Genomic DNA, 18,704 nt, shown 5'->3' with positions numbered 1-18,704 from the left:
TTTGTATAACTATTTATACAGGCACACCTATTTTGGTGTGCCTTTTTTATTCCCTGGGGTAGGAAAATGATATTACGTGTTTCCATTAGCCATTGTAATCACACGTTTTAATGTCCACCTTAGTAGTATCGGAATACACTCTTGTCCCCGGCTTTCACAATTAGAAACGATGGCAAGAGCAAGGTCTGGTTTCGCGTGTTTTTTGAGAACTCTAGCGACGACTTTTTTCGGTGGGATAGGGTGATCGTAAGGTATCTTAACCATGTCACGAAAAAAGTTCTCAAACCCATTCATATACAAATAATGTTCGATATCTTTATCTGGCAATTCAGTTAGACGGTGTCGTGCTTGATCGTTACCAAGCTTTGAGAGGACCGTTGCCGCATACTTTTTACCTGCGGCATCACCATCGGTTACTACGTGCCAGTCTATGCCAAATTCTTGTGCTACTTTGATGAGTGCTTTAAGCCCTGATTGAGCAAATTCGATTATCTGGACACCTTCTGCTGCAAGATTATACCCACATTGATTGGCTAACTCATTAAACAACCAAACTTCAGTTTCACCTTCTACCAGCAACCAGCATCGAGCAAATAAAGCACCAGGGCGGTGGAAGCGAAGATGGAAACCAATTCGTCTTAGTTCATCTTTGCTGAAGTGATTCATATTGAGTTTGTTCGCGATGGTTTTGTCAGACTGACGAACCAACCTGCGGATCGATTGAAGTGGTACAGCAGATAGTAATTCGCCACTGTTAGTCGTGAGCATTTTCTGCATGGGCAATTTTTGCATTAAACTCCAAGCTCTAGCTAAATGCGTTGGGTGCAAACGACCTTCTGGATCTTCAAGGATCAAAAGAGGGCGGGCACACCGTCTTAAGTCAGTCGGCCCCTTAGCTTGTAGATAGGCATTAAGTAAACCCATAAACAATAAGCGAGTTTGCTTACTTTTGGTCTCTTCGACAATCTGATGAATACTCTTTTCATTTGCTCCTGTAGAGTAACGTAAACCATCCCGTGGCTTCCTTGGATTATTGCGAGAAACGCTCTTAAATGAAAAATAATGCTCTATGAGGTTTTGCATCGACTCTAAGCTACTGCGCATTTCGCCTTTATTGACGTGACCAGGAATTGCCATAAGTCGACGGCAGGTGTTATCAATCCGTTTCTCTATTCTCGCCTGGCGACCATTGCCATTGTTGCCATGAGCCACGTTGCTGATTGCTTTGTGATGGAAAGGGCGATTAAAGTGTCTTGCATCTCGTAAGCGAATTACAGGGTGCAAGGTCATTAACTCTTGGGCAAACTTCTCTGAGTGATGAAGCTTGAGCGGGTTTCCATCTAAGTCTAAAAATGCGTAATGTGTTGTCGTTTCATACTGTTCTAATGTTGCGCTGATTCGATAATAGATACGATTGACACCAAATTCATCTTGAACCCAAATCGGTTTAAGTTTGCGATAACGACCCGCTTTAAGCTCGTTTTTGTCGTTGGCTTTTAACGCGAGAACAATTTGAAGGTGTTGAAACTGTGGGTGTGAAATCGAATAATCGACATGAAAATCAGTCATTTCGAATTGATATGGTACTCCGTCAGAGGGGAGAACAACGGAAAGGGCATCTAATAATGAAGACTTACCCCAAGTATTTTCACCAATAAGCGTGGTTAGTTCGTCAAACGCGAGTGACATACGCTTGACACCCCGAAAGCCAGAAATCTCAATTCTTTCTAGTTGCATAGACTTACTCCTAACGGAATGCTCTGCTAATTGTTTGAAAGCTAACAAATATCTTTAATCATAATCTAAAATTACTAGGCCGGTATGCCCACTGGTCACAAAAACTATTCTTTGTTTGTACGGTTCAAAATGAGATTTATAGCTATCTTGAGTATTTTTTTCCGTTCAGTTTCATAATATTCACGATTCTGTCATTATTCTCGACCTAGTATGAAGGGACAAAGAGAGAAGAAAATATGACTAAAAAGAACAAGCCAATAAAAATAGTGTTGGCACACATCAATGACACCCATTCATACTTTGAACCAACCTCATTACAGCTATCACTTAAAATGAACAACCACATCATTGAACCTTATGTCAGTACTGGTGGTTTTGCGCGAATTTCAACTCGATTTAAGCAAATTGAGCAAGACGCTAAACGTCAGAAGTTTGGTACTCTGTTTTTACACGCTGGAGACTGCTTTCAAGGCACTTTGTACTTTTCATTGTTTAAAGGAAAGGCTAATGCTGATTTGCTCAATGCGTTGAATATAGACGCAATGACGCTTGGTAATCATGAGTTAGACATGGGGAATGAACCGGTTGCGATTTTCGCGAAAAGAATTCAATTCCCACTTTTGGCTGGTAACTGGAATTTATCGAATGAGGATATCAATAAAACTCATACCCTAGCGGACAACGCAATTGTTAAGCCTTACCTAACTGAGACTCGAAGTGCTTCTTTTATAACGAAAGAGTTTGATGGCGAGAAAGTCGCCATATTCGGCTTAAGCATCGATAAGATGGCGAGCATTGCTAACCCAGATATTGATACCCCATTTGAAAATGCATTAGAAACCGCTAAAGCCACGATAGAACAGATTCATCAGGCAGGCATCAACAAGATTGTGTTACTGAGCCACCTTGGTTATGAAGCTGATTTGGAATTAGCAGCAAATGTAACAGGAATCGGCGTGATCGTGGGTGGCCATAGTCACCGTTTGCAAGGCGATTTCTCTGATATCGGTTTAGTGAAAGACGATGATTACGGCGTAAAAATTGGCGACACCTATGTTGTACAAGCGGGTTTCCATGCAATGAGCATAGGTCACTGTGAAATAGAGTTCGATACAGAAGGTAAAGTCACTCACTTTAATGGTAAGAACGAACTGCTATTAGGACGTCGGCTATTTATCGACGCAAAATTGAGTGAAGTTGGACAAGACGATGCCCACGATATGGCATGTGAGTTCTTGAACAACCATACTAATATCGTGGTGTGCAAAAAAGATCCTGAACTTCAAAGTATCTTGATCGATAAGTACCAACCTCAAGTTAGAAAGTTGCAGCAACAAGTTATCACTTACGTCGAGAATAACTTGCGCCATGTACGAATTCCCGATGAACAAGGCCCAAGTCAACTAGCACCGTTAGTCGCACAATCATTTCACTACCTAATGAATAAAAAAGGGCATGAAGTCGAATTTGCTATCCATAATTCTGGAGGAGTCAGAAACTCGCTAAATAGTGGTGATGTCTCGGTTGCCGACATTGCCGGAAAATTACTACCGTTTGCCGTACCTATTGGTATGTACAAAGTGAGAGGAAAAACGATTGCCGACATGCTTGAAGGGGCTATTAACAATGCTTTGGACAATGGAGTGGTTGGTACTGGGTCGGGTAGTTTCCCTTATACTCATAACTTGAGGTTTTGTTATTACAAAGAGGCACCGCTAGGCCATCGTATTCACCACTTGGAAATTTATTCAGAATCTTCCGGGTGGCAAACCGTGAACCGCGATCGAGTGTATAAAGGTACTTCTTCTGCCTATACCATGAAAGGGAAGGAGGGCTATGACGCCGTTTTAGGTATGTTAGGTAACGGAACTGTCACGACAGATTCAATGGCAGACTGTTTCATCGAGTTTCTTCAGGATCATCCTGAGTCATTACAACAACATGAAACGATGAATTGCTTAGAATGTTCTAAGTAATGCAAAGTAGTACGTCACTATTGATTGATTTATAAAATTGGCACTATTTATGCTTTATTCCTGCAGGTGTGTTTCCTGTGGGGGATAAAAATGGATAAGCAAGATTGGTTGGATGCGGCAGCGGTTGTTGGTTGGGTATCGGTTTGGTCTGCATTGGTATACTTAGTACCTATGGCCGGTTTATAAAAGTAGTCGGTGATTAATAAGTGCTCGCTGTTGAGTAACAGTGGAGTCAGCATTTGCAATGCGTGCAACATCATCAGCATATTACAGACATAAAAAGGAGCAGATAGCTCCTTTTTTGCTTTATATGTCAATTTTCTATAGACGAAATACGACGAGATGATTATGATCGTCGCGTTTGGGGAGTAGTTAGCGCAAGTTTACATATCGTCATCTCGTTAGGCCAAGTGTCTATCCGGTATGTAAAGGTGAAATCCCATATTTCACTTCAACGAGACCAACGCAATCACAGTCAAGATCCGTAATGGAACCTGATATGCTTTGTTTGCGGAAGGTCTTTATACAGTTCTTCCGCCCGGAGGAATAATGAACTCAACTCAATCTCTATTATCTACCAACAGTGAATCCTTTTTTTCATCGCCGATTATGACGACTTATGCGGGCTTTTTTCTGCTGACGGTTATTCTCATCTCTATTGATATCTATCAGACTCGTGGCGGTAACGTCACCATTAAGAAAGCGGCAATCTGGAGTGTTTTCTGGTTTGTACTTGCGTTTTTGTTTGCTGGCTCTATTTACCTATTTTGGGACATTTATGCGCCGAACAGTGACTACACAGCGCAAAAAGCAACAGTGTCATTCATTACGGGTTACTTATTAGAGAAATCACTGAGCGTAGATAACTTGTTTGTCTTCGCGATGATCTTTGCTCAATACCAAGTTCCTGAGCATCTACGACCTCGTGCGCTTCTTTGGGGCGTGATTGGTGCATTGATGCTTCGTGCAATTATGATCGCACTAGGCGCACAGCTATTGGCGGAATACCACTGGGTACTTTACGTGTTTGCTGCGTTCTTGATTGGTACGGGTATTAAACTGGCATTAGACAAGGGCGAAGAAGAGAGTATGAATACACTACCTGAAAAGCTACTTCGTAAAGTGATGCCGGTAACCGAGAGTTTCCATGGCCCTGCATTAATGGTTAAACAGGGTGCTAAATGGGCATTCACTCCAATGATGTTGGTGATTGGTGCGATTGCAGTCATGGACGTGATGTTTGCATTGGACTCTATCCCTGCAATCTTTGCGGTAACACAAGAACCGTTCTTGGTATTAGCGGCAAACGTATTTGCGTTACTTGGCCTTCGTTCGTTGTATTTTGTACTGCAAGGTATGATGGACAAGTTCATCTACTTGAAACCGGCACTGGCATTCATCATGGTGTTCATCGGTGTGAAAATGCTATTGGTTGACAGTGAGTGGGCTATCCCAACTTATTGGTCGCTTGCTGTGCTGATTTCGACTATGACGATTGCGGTTATAGCGTCGGTTTATGCGAAGAAGCCAGGCATTGAACAAGTAAATTAAAAACAAATATAACTTATCGAAAAGTCGATAATGAACACGTGGCTGATGAAGTGGAAAATTTATTTATGTAAATTTTCTGTGACATTGGCCACTGTTGTTTGCGGAGTATTTGTACTAAATGCATGATTTAAACACTATATTGAATTGATACTCACATAGCGTGCATATCTATTTTGTGGTATTGTTAATGGTTTGTTTTATTAGAAAAACTAATCCCAAAATCTAATTTTAGTCATTTTTTAACCTGCAAAAGATCACCTATTATTCTTGTCATCAGAACGAAACACATTAATAAATTTATAGAGAGGCAATCATGGCTCAAGCAGTACAAATGAATACTATCGCTGTTCCTAACTCTATGGATAAGAAGACCTACTCGGTTAACTTCAAAGGATTGATTGCACACATTTTCGATATTCTTTTCGTAGACAACTCTCCACGTAGTTACTACGCAAGCGACCTATCTGGTCACATGCAACGCGATATCGGTATCAACCGTTAATTTTTGCGTAAACGCATAGAATTAAAGAAATACAGAATTTAAAACGCCAGCTTCAGAAGCTGGCGTTTTTGTATCTGAAAGAAGGGGACCTAAATTTGAGTGCACGTTTACAAAATTGGTTCTCAAAAGAGGCAAGCGACATAAACGTGAAGCTGATGCCGTGTTCACAACTCACTTGAAATCGATTACTTCATATCTTGGACTGCTTTGTTGGGGCTTAATCGCTTAAACCTTTGGGAAAGGGGGCAAATTAGTTACGTAATACTGCTGAAATACGTTAATATAGCGCGCTATTATTTTAGCTTTGAGTTCCTGCAATTAATGACTAACACCACGACACCAACCAACTTCTCTGATCTTGGCTTAATCTCACCTTTGATGGCTCGTTTATCTGAGCTTGAATACCAACAGCCAACGCCTATCCAAGCGCAAGTTATTCCAAGTGTGTTAGCAGGACGCGATTTGATTGCAGGCGCAAATACCGGTTCAGGTAAAACCGCAGCATTTGCACTTCCACTGTTACAAAAGATTCATGAAGATGCACCTCTGGACCGTCGTTCAGGTAAAGGTAACTTTGTTTCTGGCCTTATCTTGGTTCCTACTCGTGAACTTGCTAAGCAAGTAGCAGACAGCGTTAAATCTTACGCTGTGCATTTCAATGGCGCGATTAAAACGGTTTGTGTGTTTGGTGGTGTATCAGTAAATACTCAGATGCAGGCGCTACGTGGCGGCACAGATATCTTGGTGGCAACACCGGGTCGTCTACTTGATCTCATTTCAAGCAACGCAATCAAGCTAGACAAAGTAAAAACGTTAGTGCTTGATGAAGCTGACCGAATGCTAAGCCTTGGTTTTACAGAAGAACTCGACGCGATCTTGAAACTATTGCCGAGCAAGAAGCAAACCTTGTTGTTCTCTGCGACGTTCCCTGAGCAAGTTAAAACATTAACTCACGAACTATTGAATGATCCGATTGAAGTGCAACTTCAAAGTGCCAACGCGAGCACATTGGTTCAGCGTGTATTTGAAGTAGAAAAAGGCCGTAAGACAGCATTGCTAGCGCACCTAATTCAGCAACACGAATGGCGCCAAGCTTTGATTTTCGTCAATGCGAAAAACAGCTGTGAGCACCTAGCAGATAAGCTATACAAACGCGGCATCATTGCAGAAGTCTTCCACGGCGATAAAGGACAGGGTTCACGTACTCGTATCCTTGAAGATTTTAAATCTGGCGAGATCGACGTTCTGATCGCAACTGACATCGCGGCACGTGGTCTGGATATCGAAAAGCTTCCAGTAGTAATCAACTTTGACTTACCGCGTAGCCCATCAGACTACATGCACCGTATCGGCCGAAGTGGTCGTGCAGGTGAAGTTGGCCTTGCGTTATCGCTGATCGATCACGAAGACTACCATCACTTCACCATCATCGAGAAGAAGAACAAAATTCGACTTGAGCGTGAGCAAATCGAAGGCTTTGAAGTGGATGAAGAAACAACCGCTGAACTGGTTGCAGCATTGAAACCCGTTGCACCACCGGCTGGCACAGGTAAAAAGAAGAAAAAGAAAAAAGCACAAACTAATCAAGATGTGTGGCTGAACAACAACTGATCGAGAATCAGTAAACAAGACATTCAAAAGGCGCTTAATTGCGCCTTTTGTGTTTTTATTGTACCGATATACATCGCTGCTTTGCTAAACGCTTAGAGCTTAGACTTGGTGAGTAATTCCAATTAGCAATTGTATTTTACTCTAAATAGATCAGTGAATAGCTTGGAGATCATCAATAAGATTAGGATAGTGGTTAACATCAGCAATGGTGTTTCAATCTGGTATATTGGCGTGAGGTTGAGAGCACCAGATGTCAGAACAACCAACAAGTTAATGCCAAGTATTCTATGAATCATAAGCTTAGGTGTTGCGAACACCTTCCATATCACCACGCAATTAATGAAATAGAATAGTGCTAACTGCCATAGCTCACTCATCATCGGCATAATAAAGATGTATTGAAGCAAAATAATAGTTCCAGTACCTAGCACACCGAAAAAAGCATCCTTGATAACACTGGGTGGCATCGTCGGTAGCACGGAAGAAAACACTCCTGCAATCATTGGGAAGATAAAACCACCCGGTACCGGTAAATATATCCAAATCAATAGAGACGTTACAAACATTGATACACCTTGTAATACTTTTCTCCCATCCTCATTCAGATGCTGAACAAAGGTACGATGTTCGTAATGCCAAGTGAAGTCTCGACTCTTACAGGCTACATTCGGCACATCACCAATCAATGACAACTTCGGTGCGATTAACTCTAGTCTCTCCATATTTTTAATCAGACTTGACCAGTCAATCATGGGCTCGAGCTCATCAGAAGCAAGCTCAAGTAGTCGAGCCTGAATGTGAGCCATTTCATTAATGCGTAAACGCCAGTCTTTAATGTTCTCTTTGAGATGATAACTGCCATTTAATGGTAAATCTAAAAGCTGATAAAGTTTATCAATATTAGCGATATTGGATTCTAAGGCTTCTATATCTAAGCTTTCTGTATTGCGCATTGCTGTAATCAATGTTTCTCTACTCACTTCAAAGCGCTGCACAAAGTTTTGCTCCGTATTTACAGGCCACACTAAGCGATAAATAATGGAGAAAGTTATAACGCCAAGCAGCGTTTCTTGTATACGTAAGACCGCAAAGTAGAACGTTACTTGGCTATCGAAACCTCCCATACAAGAGATGATCGAACATACAGCGAACCCTATCGAGAATATGTATCCATACTTTTCGTCACTCGACATGAAAATACATACTCCTAGAAACAAAGTAAAAAACGTTAGGAATAGAAAGCGAGCTTGTGAAAACATCGCAATTAAGAAAAAGGCATAACCCGTCCCTAGCAGGGTTCCCATTAACCGGTTATGACCTTTGTTAATTGAATGGGCAAAGCTTTCGTTCAATGCCATTACTGCAACGGCAATCGCTGCCCAATAGGGTTTCTCCCATTGGAACCATAGGGCGAGACAAATCGCGATAACAATTGAAAGGGCGGCTTTAATTGCTTCTTTTGTAGACGTACTGAACATAAGCATCACCCAATTACTTGAGAATTTTGATAGAGGCAGTCATGCCAACGCGCAGTTGTATGTCTTTGGGTACCTTGTCCAGCGCGACTTTAATAGGAATGCGTTGAGCAAGACGTATCCATTGGAAGTTAGGGTTAACATTAGGCAACAGATCATTGCCTGTGCTGCCATCTTGTTTAGCAATACCAAATCCAATGCTTTTAATATGACCCTTCAATTGAACGTTTTTGTGCATCATGAGTGTGACCATTGCTTTATCTTTCGGATTTACCCCTACGAGATCGGTCTCTTTAAAATAACCTTCAATCCAAAAACTATCTTCATCGATTAATGCTACAACCGGCGAGTTTGCAACCACTTGAGAGCCTTCACGTAAGTTTAAGTTAGTAATGTAACCGTTGGTTGGCGCGTAGACTTTTGTGTATTCAAGGTTCAAACCCGCTTCTTCAACGTTGGCTTTTGCTAGTTCGACGTTTGCACTGCTTGTTTGAACGGCATTGTTTAAGTTGTTGAGAGTTAGTACGGACACTGCACCTGGTGTTCTTTTCTCTAAGTTCAACGCTCGTTGCTCTTCGTTCTTTGCTTTGGCGAGCAAGGCAAACGCCTGCTTTTGTGTTGCGAGTGCTTTTCGATAAGCCGCTTTATAGATGCTAGGGTCTATTTCAAAAAGAAGGTCACCTTTAGACACCTTAGAGTTGTCATCCACGTGGATTTTGACAGCTTGCCCAGTGACTCGCGGAGTAATAGAAACGATGAAGGCACTGACTTGTCCATCTCTTGTCCAAGGGTTACTGGTATAAGATTGGTAATAGCTATAAACCACAAAGCCTGCAGCAACGAACAATAGTAATGTGATGAGATAACGTTTAATCAAGGAGAAGGCCTTATAAAATTGGAATGAATTGGCCAATAACGCCAGTAAAAATAACGATTAAGCTCAATTCCGCTAATGCAGGAAACGCGACATACTTATGTAGTCCGAGCCTAACTGCGATTGAGCCTGTTAAGACCGTCAACATATAAGCGAGTGCGATAACCAGTAACAGCGGTGGAAAGTAGATTTCCCCCCACGCGAGTTCATGTGGCATTGTGTTCATTGTGTTGTTCTCTATTCGCTCCGATAGATATGACGATAATGCAGTTGGTGTAATTTCAATAATCGCTTATAGAGGGTTGGGTCCATCAAAAGTCGCCGAATTATGGTCGCTATAGATGAGGGTCGGTTGCAAATCATACAAATTAAGCTCGTTTAGCCTGTCGAATTTGACTTTATTCTTGTCAAAAAGTAGTAAACTGATCTTTTCGTCATAGATGAAATTGATAATCAAGGAAGCCAGTGCAATAGAATGAATTTTAGTATTGAACAACTTCTCGCGTTTGTGACCGTTTATGAGCAATTGTCATTTAGTAAAGCAGCAGTAAAGCTTAATAAGCACCGAACAACGATTGGACAAGTTATTACTAACTTGGAAGATCACCTCGCCGTCACTCTTTTTAAAAGAGTGGGTCGCTCTGTTGAGCCAACCGACGATGGGCATCTGCTCTACCACTATGCAAAACAGACGATTGAGCAAGCGAGGACTTTTGATAAGGTTGCGTTAAGCCTGTCTTATGGTGGATTGGAGAACATTACTATTGCTTACTCGAGTGTCATTCCACAACGCATACTCGTTGATATTCGTAAGCAGTTAAAACTCGACTTTCCGATGATGCGAGTAAATTTTTTGGTTAAGAATAAGAACGAAATTAAGGAAGGGATACAAAGTGGAGAATATCACTTTGGACTTGTGAATGTTCACCATAGTAGGGCAATGCATAGTCTAGATTCTACATTCCTAGGGCACTTTGAGTTTTACCCATTCGGGCAAAGAGGCGGAGAGCTCTCTAATGTAAACAGAGATGAGGTCTTAGTGGCACTCAGGAATTCTAAACAGTTCGTATTAAAATCTCTAATTGATGAAGGGCTGTCTGAAAAGGTTATCGTGAGCTCTGACTACGAAGAAATTGATCAGCTCGCGTTAGTTATTAAAATGCTTGAAGAGGGTCTAGGATGGGCACTACTTCCTAAGGCATTTTTTACTGATTCTGAATTTTCGAAACACTCAATCGAGCCGATTTATTCTGCGCAGATGGTGGAAGGGTTCAAGTTTGGTTTTGCCTTATGGTGTCCGCATTCAAAACAGATCTGCGACATAAAAGGCTCTTTGGTGTCAGTTATCAAACGCTATCGAGAGCACCTTATTGATAGCTTTAATGGGTAAGAATGTTAACTGCTTTAATTTGTTAGCAATTTAGAATGTAAAAAAGGCGCTCATTAGCGCCTTTTCGTTTTCTATCACTTTCTTGTAGTAAGATTACTTCTTACGGCAGAACTCAGCGATTACGTACATTGATTGACCGCCGTTTGTTTTACCAGAAACAAGCTTAGGATCGTCACCAACGCTGATACCACGGATAACAGTACCTTGCTTAATAACTTGGTTAGTACCTTTGATTGGCAGGTCTTTGATTACTGTTACGTCGTCACCTTTCTTAAGTTCAACGCCGTTCACGTCAAGAGGCTTGTCATCAGCAGACATACCGATTTGTGCCCAAACTGATGTTTCTTCTTCAAGGTACATCATATCTAGCGCGTCTTGAGCCCAGCTTTCAGAGTTCAGACGAGTAAGTTGACGCCACGCCATTACTTGAACTGGCGCTTCCTGGCTCCACATGCTGTCATTTAGGCAACGCCAGTGGTTGATGTCTTTAGGATCGTCGATCTCACCAAGACATTTGTCACATACCATGATGCCGTGATCCACTGTTACGTGGCTGTGTGGCGGTACTGCGTATGCAGTAAGAGAAGAATCAGAACCACATAGTTCACATTTAGATTGGCAGCGTTCTAGCATCGTAGCTTCAGAAGACATAATGGACTCACATTTATTAGGTGTTAAATTACGGAGGCTATTATCCACTTTATTCACAATAAAGAAAGAGGTCGTACGGTATTCTGTCTTGATTAATTTTAGCTGAGATCAACCATTTGTGTTTTAAGGTTCTATGCAAACGGTTAACTAGGGGCGATGGGATGTCGATAGATACAAAAATGCCAGCGGTTAGGCTGGCATTTAGAGGGTAGTTTATCTCTAGAAACGTCTACTGAACATTTTTAGAAGCGTCAAGTAGAGTATTATCTACCGCTAACGTTCCAGTGGCGTTACCTTGAGTAAGAGTAAACTGGACGATTTGAGAGGTCATTTCTGTATTTGCAGCAACATCTGCACCAGTAGTGCTCGGTGAAATTACAGTTGAATGCCCTGCTGAAGAGTTTGCGTCAAAGTAAGAAGCAACTCTCGTCCCCGAAGCATCGAGTGCAGTATTAACCAAGGATAATTTCTTAAACAGTGGTTCAGTTCCGGCGGTTGGAATCTCAGCAACAGAGTTTGGTATTGTTCCATCACCATCTGCTTGAATACCAAGTACAGGTCCGGTAGTTGTAGATGCAATATTATATGGGTCAACGTTATCTAGAACTGTTTGCGCAGCATACATGAATGAAGTAAGGGTTGAATCAATTGTCGCTTTAATTGCTTTATCTGAACTAGACGCACTATCACTACTTAAGGTCGTGTAATACTCAGTAAAGCAAAGGCCACCTGACTTACTTACTGGAGCACAGTTACTTGAATAGTGCGCTTGGTACTCGGTTACACTAGATAGGCTAACGGTATGCTTGATCTCAGGAGAGAAAGAACCTGAATTAAGCAAGAAAGGAGCAATGCCACCACCCGGGTTAGCAAGGGTTGCACTTGTATAACTAAACATAGAGTCAATAGCAGGGTTCAACACAGTATTACCAACCGTGTAAGAGCTAATTCCTGTAATAGCCCCAATAGAATGCCCAAATAGAGATACATTGGTTTTATCTAGGTTACTGAATGCAGTATCTGTAGCTGAATTTAAAGCAAAGCGAACTCCAAGCCCATCAATTGCACTTTGGCGAATATTGTCTCGAGCTACAGGCAAGTATTCAAGATTCATGTATACAGTAGGTGTCGTTGGTGTCGTCACGACATCCGCACTTAGTGCGCGTTGTCCGTGAAGTGGTTGGTCAATTGCGATGATAGCATAAGGCTTAAATGGAGCTGCACCATTCATTGCGCCACCAATGTGTTGCATAGCGTATGCGAAAGCACTTTCCTTTACACTTGTAATTCCGTGCTGGTATTGAAGAATAGGTAAGTCACTACCAATTGCTCCACCTTCTGGTACAAACATTACGAATGGCACTGATTTCACTGCGCGAATTTGAGGTACAGCACTGTATTTGGTCATGATACGCGCACTGTCTAACTGTTCTCCATCTGCGAGAGTTAACTTTTCGCCAATAAGTAGTTGTTGATATTCTGCAAGGTAAAGTTGTGTCGCAGGTTCTGTGATACCTAAGCTAGCAAGTTGTGTCGCGATCGCTGTTCTATCTTCGTTACTACCTGAACTTAGGACGTTTAGTATCGTTAGAACACTTGGCATTGCGCTGCGCCAAGGCATTGTTTTCCATTCATCATCTGTTAGTGAATCGGACAGAAAATACGGTAGTTCAATCGTCCCGCGATATACCTGAATCGAAGCTATTGCAGCATTAGAAAAGTTTGTATTGTAAGCCGCAGTAAGTTGGTCTGCTGCTGTCTGTCCAAATGCTGATTTAAAAACATCATCGTTTTGAACTGCTGTAGCAAGATCTTCTACCGTGCTTGATACATTAAATGTATATAAGCTGTCTAAATCAGTCGTCGAAATATTGTTTGGATTCGCTAGGTTCTTCCATATGTCCGAGGGGGAAACGGCTGGGCTGATTGTTTGAGCAATCGCTGCTTTAGCACCGTTCATTACGTTACCTGCCGATGCCGTAGTAAACCAAGATGAGTAGATGATCTCATCTGAACTTGACACTTCACCATAGCCAGCGAACAACGCTTCAACTTGATGGATGATTTTTTGTGGTAAATCGAGCGAGCCTGCTTGGTCTATATCTGTCGTTTTTAAAGACGCGTAAGAGCTTGATGTTCCAAGTGGCTCATCTGCACTATCAACAATTGAGTCAGTTAATGCGTAGATGTAGTCAGAGCTAGGATCTAAACCTTTACGAGGTAAAACTTGTATGGTCTTAAAATCGCTAGATGCCACTAAGTAGTCAACGCCAGCAGTTAGCGCAGTAAAGTTAGACATGACACCAGTACTCAGGTCAACATCCACCTTAGCAACTTTTACCCCGGCATTGAGGTGCGCACTAAACGGTGTCGTCCCGTTCATCACCACATCATTCTTCAGCGTCCTATCACTTGGAAGATTCACATTGATAGTGAATGGCATGATAGTACTCCAACCATCAGCTTCACTCATGGCTACTTTTGGGTCATTCAACAGTCCCGTTGAATTTGCATCTAACGGGATATTTAAAGTGTGATCGTTGGTATCAAACAAGAAAAACGAAGGAAGAGGTACATCCGCTTCATTACCTAGAAGAGTGAAGCTAATTTTTGAACTTCTAGCTAATGATTGGTTGATTGCATCTGAATAAGGTGCCGCTGTTGAATCACCAGAGCTTTCACTATTGTCCCCACAGCCAGAAAGTAGTAATGCTGAGCATACGAGAGATAAAGAAAATTTGTTGTTCATGTAGTTATTCCCGTACGGTTAGTTGAAGGTGTAGTTAAGTTGTATCGCTGAAAGGTAAGCAACGCCTTCAGCATCAAATGTAAGCTTTTGTCCCGCCGCATCAGTTTCGGTAAACGAACCGCTTTCACTTTGTACGAGCGCAAATGCTGCATCGACAGTCATATTCTCTGAAACAGAGTAGGTGAGCCCTGCTGAGTACCACATACGATCGCTGTCTGGGATACTTAATGTGGCTTCACCAGCTTGTTCGTCATATGCCAAACCTGCACGTAAAGTCCAGTTTTGGCTAACCATGTAAGTAGCACCTACAGACCATCTTTGGTTGTCTTCGTAATGCTCGGTTTTTAAGAAACACTCATTATTTTTACAATCTGAACTCGTTGCTTTTAATTCTTTGAACTTACTCCATTTGGTTAATTGCCAACCATAGTGTATTGCCCAAGCATCGCTAAGTTGATGAAAAGCCGATAGTTCAAAGATATCGGGTAGTTCAATTTCAAGACGGCCTGTGGTTTTACCAGGAGCGCCGTTTTCCATTTTTAAACCTGTGTAGTCAGTGAACTCTCCGTCATCAAAATCAAGTTCGACAGATGAGCGATAGCCAAAACCAAAACGGTTATTTTCATTCAGTTCATACAGCGCACCGACATTCCAGCCAAAAGCGAACGTTTCACCAGTCATTGATATCAGTTTGTCACTTGGCGCTCCGCCAACAGGCAGACTGCCTTTGTGTCTATTTAATTCGGCTTCCGCATATACCAGATTGATACCAGCACCGAGGCTTAAGCTTTCATTTACTCTGTAAGCAATGTTTGGATTTAGGTTTACGGACACCAAAGATGTGTCACCGGCTAAATCACCTGCATAAATATCGTCGGGATAATCAGTAGCAACGCCATATGTAGTGAACATGCCAATCCCCCATGCCCACTTTTCATTGATTGGACTGATGTAGTAAGCGGCTGGGACTATTTGCAAAGGGGCTACGTCAGAAGACTTCTGATTGAAATCGCTATCATTAATTTTGGTTTGAGTGACGTTAACCTCGGGATCAACGATAGAAACCGCGCCTGAAAATTGGGCTGTATCAAATAGGGTCATTGCGGCGGGGTTTCTCGCTAGTACACTCGCGTTATCAGCTACGGCACCTTCACCTGAAAAGGCACGGCCAAGACCAGATGCAGAATGCTCAGCAACTTGGAAACCAGCCGCAAGTGAATTGCATGCAAATAGCACAGAAAGCGAAACGAGAGAGCGTTGTATTGTTTTCATCCTTGACCCTCCTAGGGCATCGAATTTCGTTATTATGGTTTGAAAACACACTGAGCATTGTTGGTGTTGAAGCTCTAATGTAAATGGCATGTTAAAATCATGTTTAATATAAAGTCAAAGAAATAGTTGTGATTTTGTGAGGTTATGTTTTAAAGGGGCGGCACTTTAACATCGATAATATATATATAATCAATAGTTTATTAATGGTTGGAGGTGTGACCAGAGTATTTATACATCGTTGCGGTACGAATAGTGCTCAATAGCTCAATATGTAACAACTTTGTTTGTGTTTACCGCTAATCGCTAAATCGGCATAATGCTCTTTTATTTAGAAAGTCATTAAATTGGAATTTTAGTTTGGAATTACTCGCGATAGAGTTTCTTGGTAAACCACTTCGTTTAGAAGGGTCAATGGCAGGGTGGCAACAGTTGTATTGGGACAACACTTTGGTGTCCCAATTAGACGCAACCACAGATCAAGATGATGCTCGAACCCATGCATTTACTCTGCGCGCAGGTGAAGAAACGTTGCAGTGTCACGTTGAGGCGACCGTTCAGTGGCAACCGTTTGAGATGACCTATAAAGCGACCGTGAATGGCCAAACCGTTACCGAAGGCAATAGAAACACCAAAGATATCGAGCAACAAACCCCGGTTGTCTCACCAAAACCAGAGAAGCGTTTTAGCTTAATCGGGTTGGTGTCGCTGGGAATGAAAGCCCTCAAGAGTGCCAAGTTAATCAAGGTGGTGCTTGCCTCTGCGAGTTTAGCCGCTTATTCGTGGCTATTTTCAATTCAGTTCGCTTTAGCCTTGATTGCTTGTTTAATGTTCCATGAATATGGCCACATCAGAGCAATGAAATACTTTGGAATGAAGACCAAGGGCATTTATTTGATACCGTTCCTTGGTGGCTTGGCGTTATCCGACGAAAAGATCAATACGCGCTGGCAAGATGTGGTTATCTCGATCATGGGACCATTGTTTGGCTTGATATTGTCATTGATATTTATGGTGTTGTACTGGGCGACTGGCGAAATGTTCTTCGCTGGGCTTGCGGTATTTAACGCTTTATTAAACTTGTTTAATCTATTACCTATTTTGCCTCTCGATGGCGGACATGTACTAAAAAGTATCAGTTTTTCGATGAACAGTGTGCTTGGTATTGTCCTGTGTGTTGCAGCCGCTATTGCTGGCGTGGTACTGAGTTATAAGTTGAATTTGACCCTGTTTGGCTTCTTATTGATTATGGGCAGTGTGGAAATACTATTCGAATGGAAAGGGCGTCACCACAGTCACTTGTTGCCGTTAGACAAATACGGTCAAGTCGTGTCGTTCGTTTGGTATGTGGGTTTAGTGAGCAGTTTGATCGGTGTTATCTGGTATTTTGCATCGACAGGTGATCAGCTATTAAGCCTACCATTGCAAATTCTTGGTACTTAACAAGAATCAAAAACAAAAAATGCCCTAACCAATATGGATAGGGCATTTTTGTATTCGAAGTTTAGCGTCTAAACAAATGTTAGATTACGCTTTGCAATTTGGTCTTGGTGAACCCGATTGAGGTAACGTTTTTATCGTCGCTTGTAGATCTTTGATGCGCGTACTGTGGGAAGGGTGCGTAGACAGCAATTCTGGCGGTTGGCTACCACCTGATGCTTTCGCCATGTTTTGCCACAAGTCGACGCTCTGTTTAGGATCGAACCCTGCTTGAGCCATATATTCTAAACCAACAACATCGGCTTCTGATTCCTGAGTTCGGCCATACGGTAGAATAACCCCGTATTGAACACCTAAACCAAGGGCTGCCATTGTCATTCCTTGGTACTGTTTGTATTCTGACGCTCCTAACGCAACACTGGTAATTGATAAACCAGTATTAGCGATTTGAGACTGAGATAAACGCTCATTACTGTGGTCCGCCAAAACGTGTGCAACTTCGTGTCCGATAACCGTTGCCAGTTGGTCTTGGTTTATCGCAACATTAAGCAAACCCGTGTATACGCCAATTTTTCCGCCAGGTAGGGCAAAGGCATTCACTTGGTCGCTATCAAACACAACAACTTCCCATTCACTAAAACCTTGTTTAGGAATATATTGAGTGATGCTGTTCGCTACGCACTGTACATAAGCGTTAGTTTTGGCATCTTTGCTGATGGGTTGTTCTTTTTTCATTTGTTCAAAAGACTGTGCTCCAAGCTGAGACATATCTTTATCTGAAAAAAGAAGTAGTTGGTTTCTTCCTGTCGGGGAAGCGCTACACGCAGTTAGGCCTGCAAGAGTGAAAAGCGAGGCAAACTTCGTCCATGACGTCATACAATATCCTCTGTGTATTCGGTTTTTATGCATGTTAACATCAACTTGCGTAATAACTAATAGCTGTAAGATAACTATTGTCTTTAAGACCATTATTATCGCTAGAACACCATTAGTGTTAATCAAAGAGGCTCACGCACTAACAAAGTAATAATTAAGGAACCCACATGAGTATTTGGAAAAAGCCCGTTGATCTAGAGATCTTCAACGCGACCTCAAAAAATACCTTAATTGAGCACCTCAACATTGTTTACACTGAGGTTAACGATAACTCCTTGGTGGCAACCATGCCGGTTTGTCATTTCACCCACCAACCACTCGGTATGCTTCATGGCGGCGCATCGGTAGTTTTAGCCGAAACGCTGGGGTCACTAGCAGCAAACTTCTGCGTACCCGATGGTTACTATTGCGTAGGGCTAGACATCAACGCTAACCATGTAAGATCAATGCGCGAAGGGCACGTTATCGGCACTGCCGAGCCTATTCACTTGGGCGTATCTACTCAAGTATGGCAGATAAACATCACTGATGAACGTCAACGCTTGGTTTGCACAAGCCGTTTGACCATCGCAGTGAAAAAGCATAAACGTTAGTTCTGCGAGC

At 42.1% G+C, this 18,704-nt stretch carries 15 protein-coding genes; 7 read left to right on the top strand and 8 right to left on the bottom strand.

All coding sequences use genetic code 11. The features are described from left to right. Positions 1-72: 72 nt before the first annotated feature. The gene (locus tag OCV24_RS19360) at positions 73-1,737 is read right to left on the bottom strand and encodes an ATP-dependent endonuclease (RefSeq protein WP_077681485.1); all 1,665 of its coding nucleotides are present in this window, start codon (positions 1,735-1,737) and stop codon (positions 73-75) included. A 236-nt stretch (positions 1,738-1,973) separates the two neighbouring features. On the opposite strand from OCV24_RS19360, the gene OCV24_RS19355 reads away from it, so the two are divergent. The 4 genes from OCV24_RS19355 (at position 1,974) to OCV24_RS19340 (ending at position 7,377) form a co-directional block, all read left to right on the top strand. Continuing rightward, positions 1,974-3,713, top strand: a complete 1,740-nt coding sequence (locus OCV24_RS19355) for a bifunctional metallophosphatase/5'-nucleotidase (RefSeq protein ID WP_137007162.1) — start codon at positions 1,974-1,976, stop codon at positions 3,711-3,713. Positions 3,714-4,262: 549 nt separating this feature from the next. After that, positions 4,263-5,264, top strand: coding sequence for a TerC/Alx family metal homeostasis membrane protein (locus OCV24_RS19350; protein WP_150877161.1), 1,002 nt, complete (start codon positions 4,263-4,265; stop codon positions 5,262-5,264). A gap of 313 nt (positions 5,265-5,577) precedes the next feature. Beyond that, positions 5,578-5,766 (top strand): hypothetical protein, encoded by a 189-nt coding sequence (locus OCV24_RS19345; protein WP_017059812.1) that lies wholly within the window; start codon positions 5,578-5,580, stop codon positions 5,764-5,766. 321 nt (positions 5,767-6,087) lie between these two features. Then, positions 6,088-7,377 carry a DEAD/DEAH box helicase gene (locus OCV24_RS19340; protein WP_136997776.1) on the top strand — a complete coding sequence of 430 codons (1,290 nt, stop codon included), beginning with the start codon at positions 6,088-6,090 and terminating at the stop codon, positions 7,375-7,377. A gap of 122 nt (positions 7,378-7,499) precedes the next feature. On the opposite strand, the gene OCV24_RS19335 is transcribed toward OCV24_RS19340, so the two are convergent. Genes OCV24_RS19335 through OCV24_RS19325 form a run of 3 tightly spaced genes read right to left on the bottom strand, consistent with a single transcriptional unit; the run spans position 7,500 to position 9,952 of the window. Further along, positions 7,500-8,855, bottom strand: coding sequence for an FUSC family protein (locus OCV24_RS19335; protein WP_150877163.1), 1,356 nt, complete (start codon positions 8,853-8,855; stop codon positions 7,500-7,502). Between the two features lie 13 nt (positions 8,856-8,868). Then, on the bottom strand, positions 8,869-9,729 hold the full coding sequence (locus OCV24_RS19330) for an HlyD family secretion protein (RefSeq protein WP_150877165.1): 861 nt from the start codon (positions 9,727-9,729) through the stop codon (positions 8,869-8,871). Between the two features lie 10 nt (positions 9,730-9,739). After that, entirely contained in the window at positions 9,740-9,952 is a 213-nt protein-coding gene (locus OCV24_RS19325; RefSeq protein WP_150877167.1) for a DUF1656 domain-containing protein, read from the bottom strand. A gap of 249 nt (positions 9,953-10,201) precedes the next feature. Between OCV24_RS19325 and OCV24_RS19320 the strand changes: the two genes are divergently transcribed. Then, complete coding sequence (locus tag OCV24_RS19320; protein WP_150877169.1) at positions 10,202-11,116, top strand: LysR family transcriptional regulator; 915 nt, start codon at positions 10,202-10,204, stop codon at positions 11,114-11,116. 93 nt (positions 11,117-11,209) lie between these two features. Here OCV24_RS19320 and OCV24_RS19315 read toward each other — a convergent pair whose 3' ends face one another. The 3 genes from OCV24_RS19315 to OCV24_RS19305 all read right to left on the bottom strand — a co-directional run bounded on the left by OCV24_RS19315 (position 11,210) and on the right by OCV24_RS19305 (position 15,788). After that, on the bottom strand, positions 11,210-11,767 hold the full coding sequence (locus OCV24_RS19315; RefSeq protein WP_017058318.1) for a PhnA domain-containing protein: 558 nt from the start codon (positions 11,765-11,767) through the stop codon (positions 11,210-11,212). A 229-nt stretch (positions 11,768-11,996) separates the two neighbouring features. After that, positions 11,997-14,516 (bottom strand): VolA/Pla-1 family phospholipase, encoded by a 2,520-nt coding sequence (locus OCV24_RS19310; RefSeq protein ID WP_150877171.1) that lies wholly within the window; start codon positions 14,514-14,516, stop codon positions 11,997-11,999. A gap of 18 nt (positions 14,517-14,534) precedes the next feature. Next, positions 14,535-15,788, bottom strand: a complete 1,254-nt coding sequence (locus tag OCV24_RS19305) for an outer membrane protein transport protein (RefSeq protein ID WP_150877173.1) — start codon at positions 15,786-15,788, stop codon at positions 14,535-14,537. Between the two features lie 357 nt (positions 15,789-16,145). On the opposite strand from OCV24_RS19305, the gene OCV24_RS19300 reads away from it, so the two are divergent. Next, a complete protein-coding gene (locus OCV24_RS19300) occupies positions 16,146-17,228 on the top strand; it encodes a site-2 protease family protein (protein WP_150877175.1) in 1,083 nt (360 codons plus the stop codon). Between the two features lie 84 nt (positions 17,229-17,312). Here the strand turns inward: OCV24_RS19300 and OCV24_RS19295 are convergent, their stop codons facing one another. Next, the gene (locus OCV24_RS19295) at positions 17,313-18,101 is read right to left on the bottom strand and encodes a M48 family metallopeptidase (protein WP_046223599.1); all 789 of its coding nucleotides are present in this window, start codon (positions 18,099-18,101) and stop codon (positions 17,313-17,315) included. A gap of 167 nt (positions 18,102-18,268) precedes the next feature. On the opposite strand from OCV24_RS19295, the gene OCV24_RS19290 reads away from it, so the two are divergent. Next, a complete protein-coding gene (locus OCV24_RS19290) occupies positions 18,269-18,694 on the top strand; it encodes a hotdog fold thioesterase (RefSeq protein WP_017058313.1) in 426 nt (141 codons plus the stop codon). The last annotated feature ends 10 nt before the right edge of the window (positions 18,695-18,704 follow it).

The sequence above is a fragment of the Vibrio kanaloae genome (assembly GCF_024347535.1).
Classification (GTDB): domain Bacteria; phylum Pseudomonadota; class Gammaproteobacteria; order Enterobacterales; family Vibrionaceae; genus Vibrio; species Vibrio kanaloae.
This window is presented reverse-complemented; position numbering and strand designations above follow the sequence as displayed.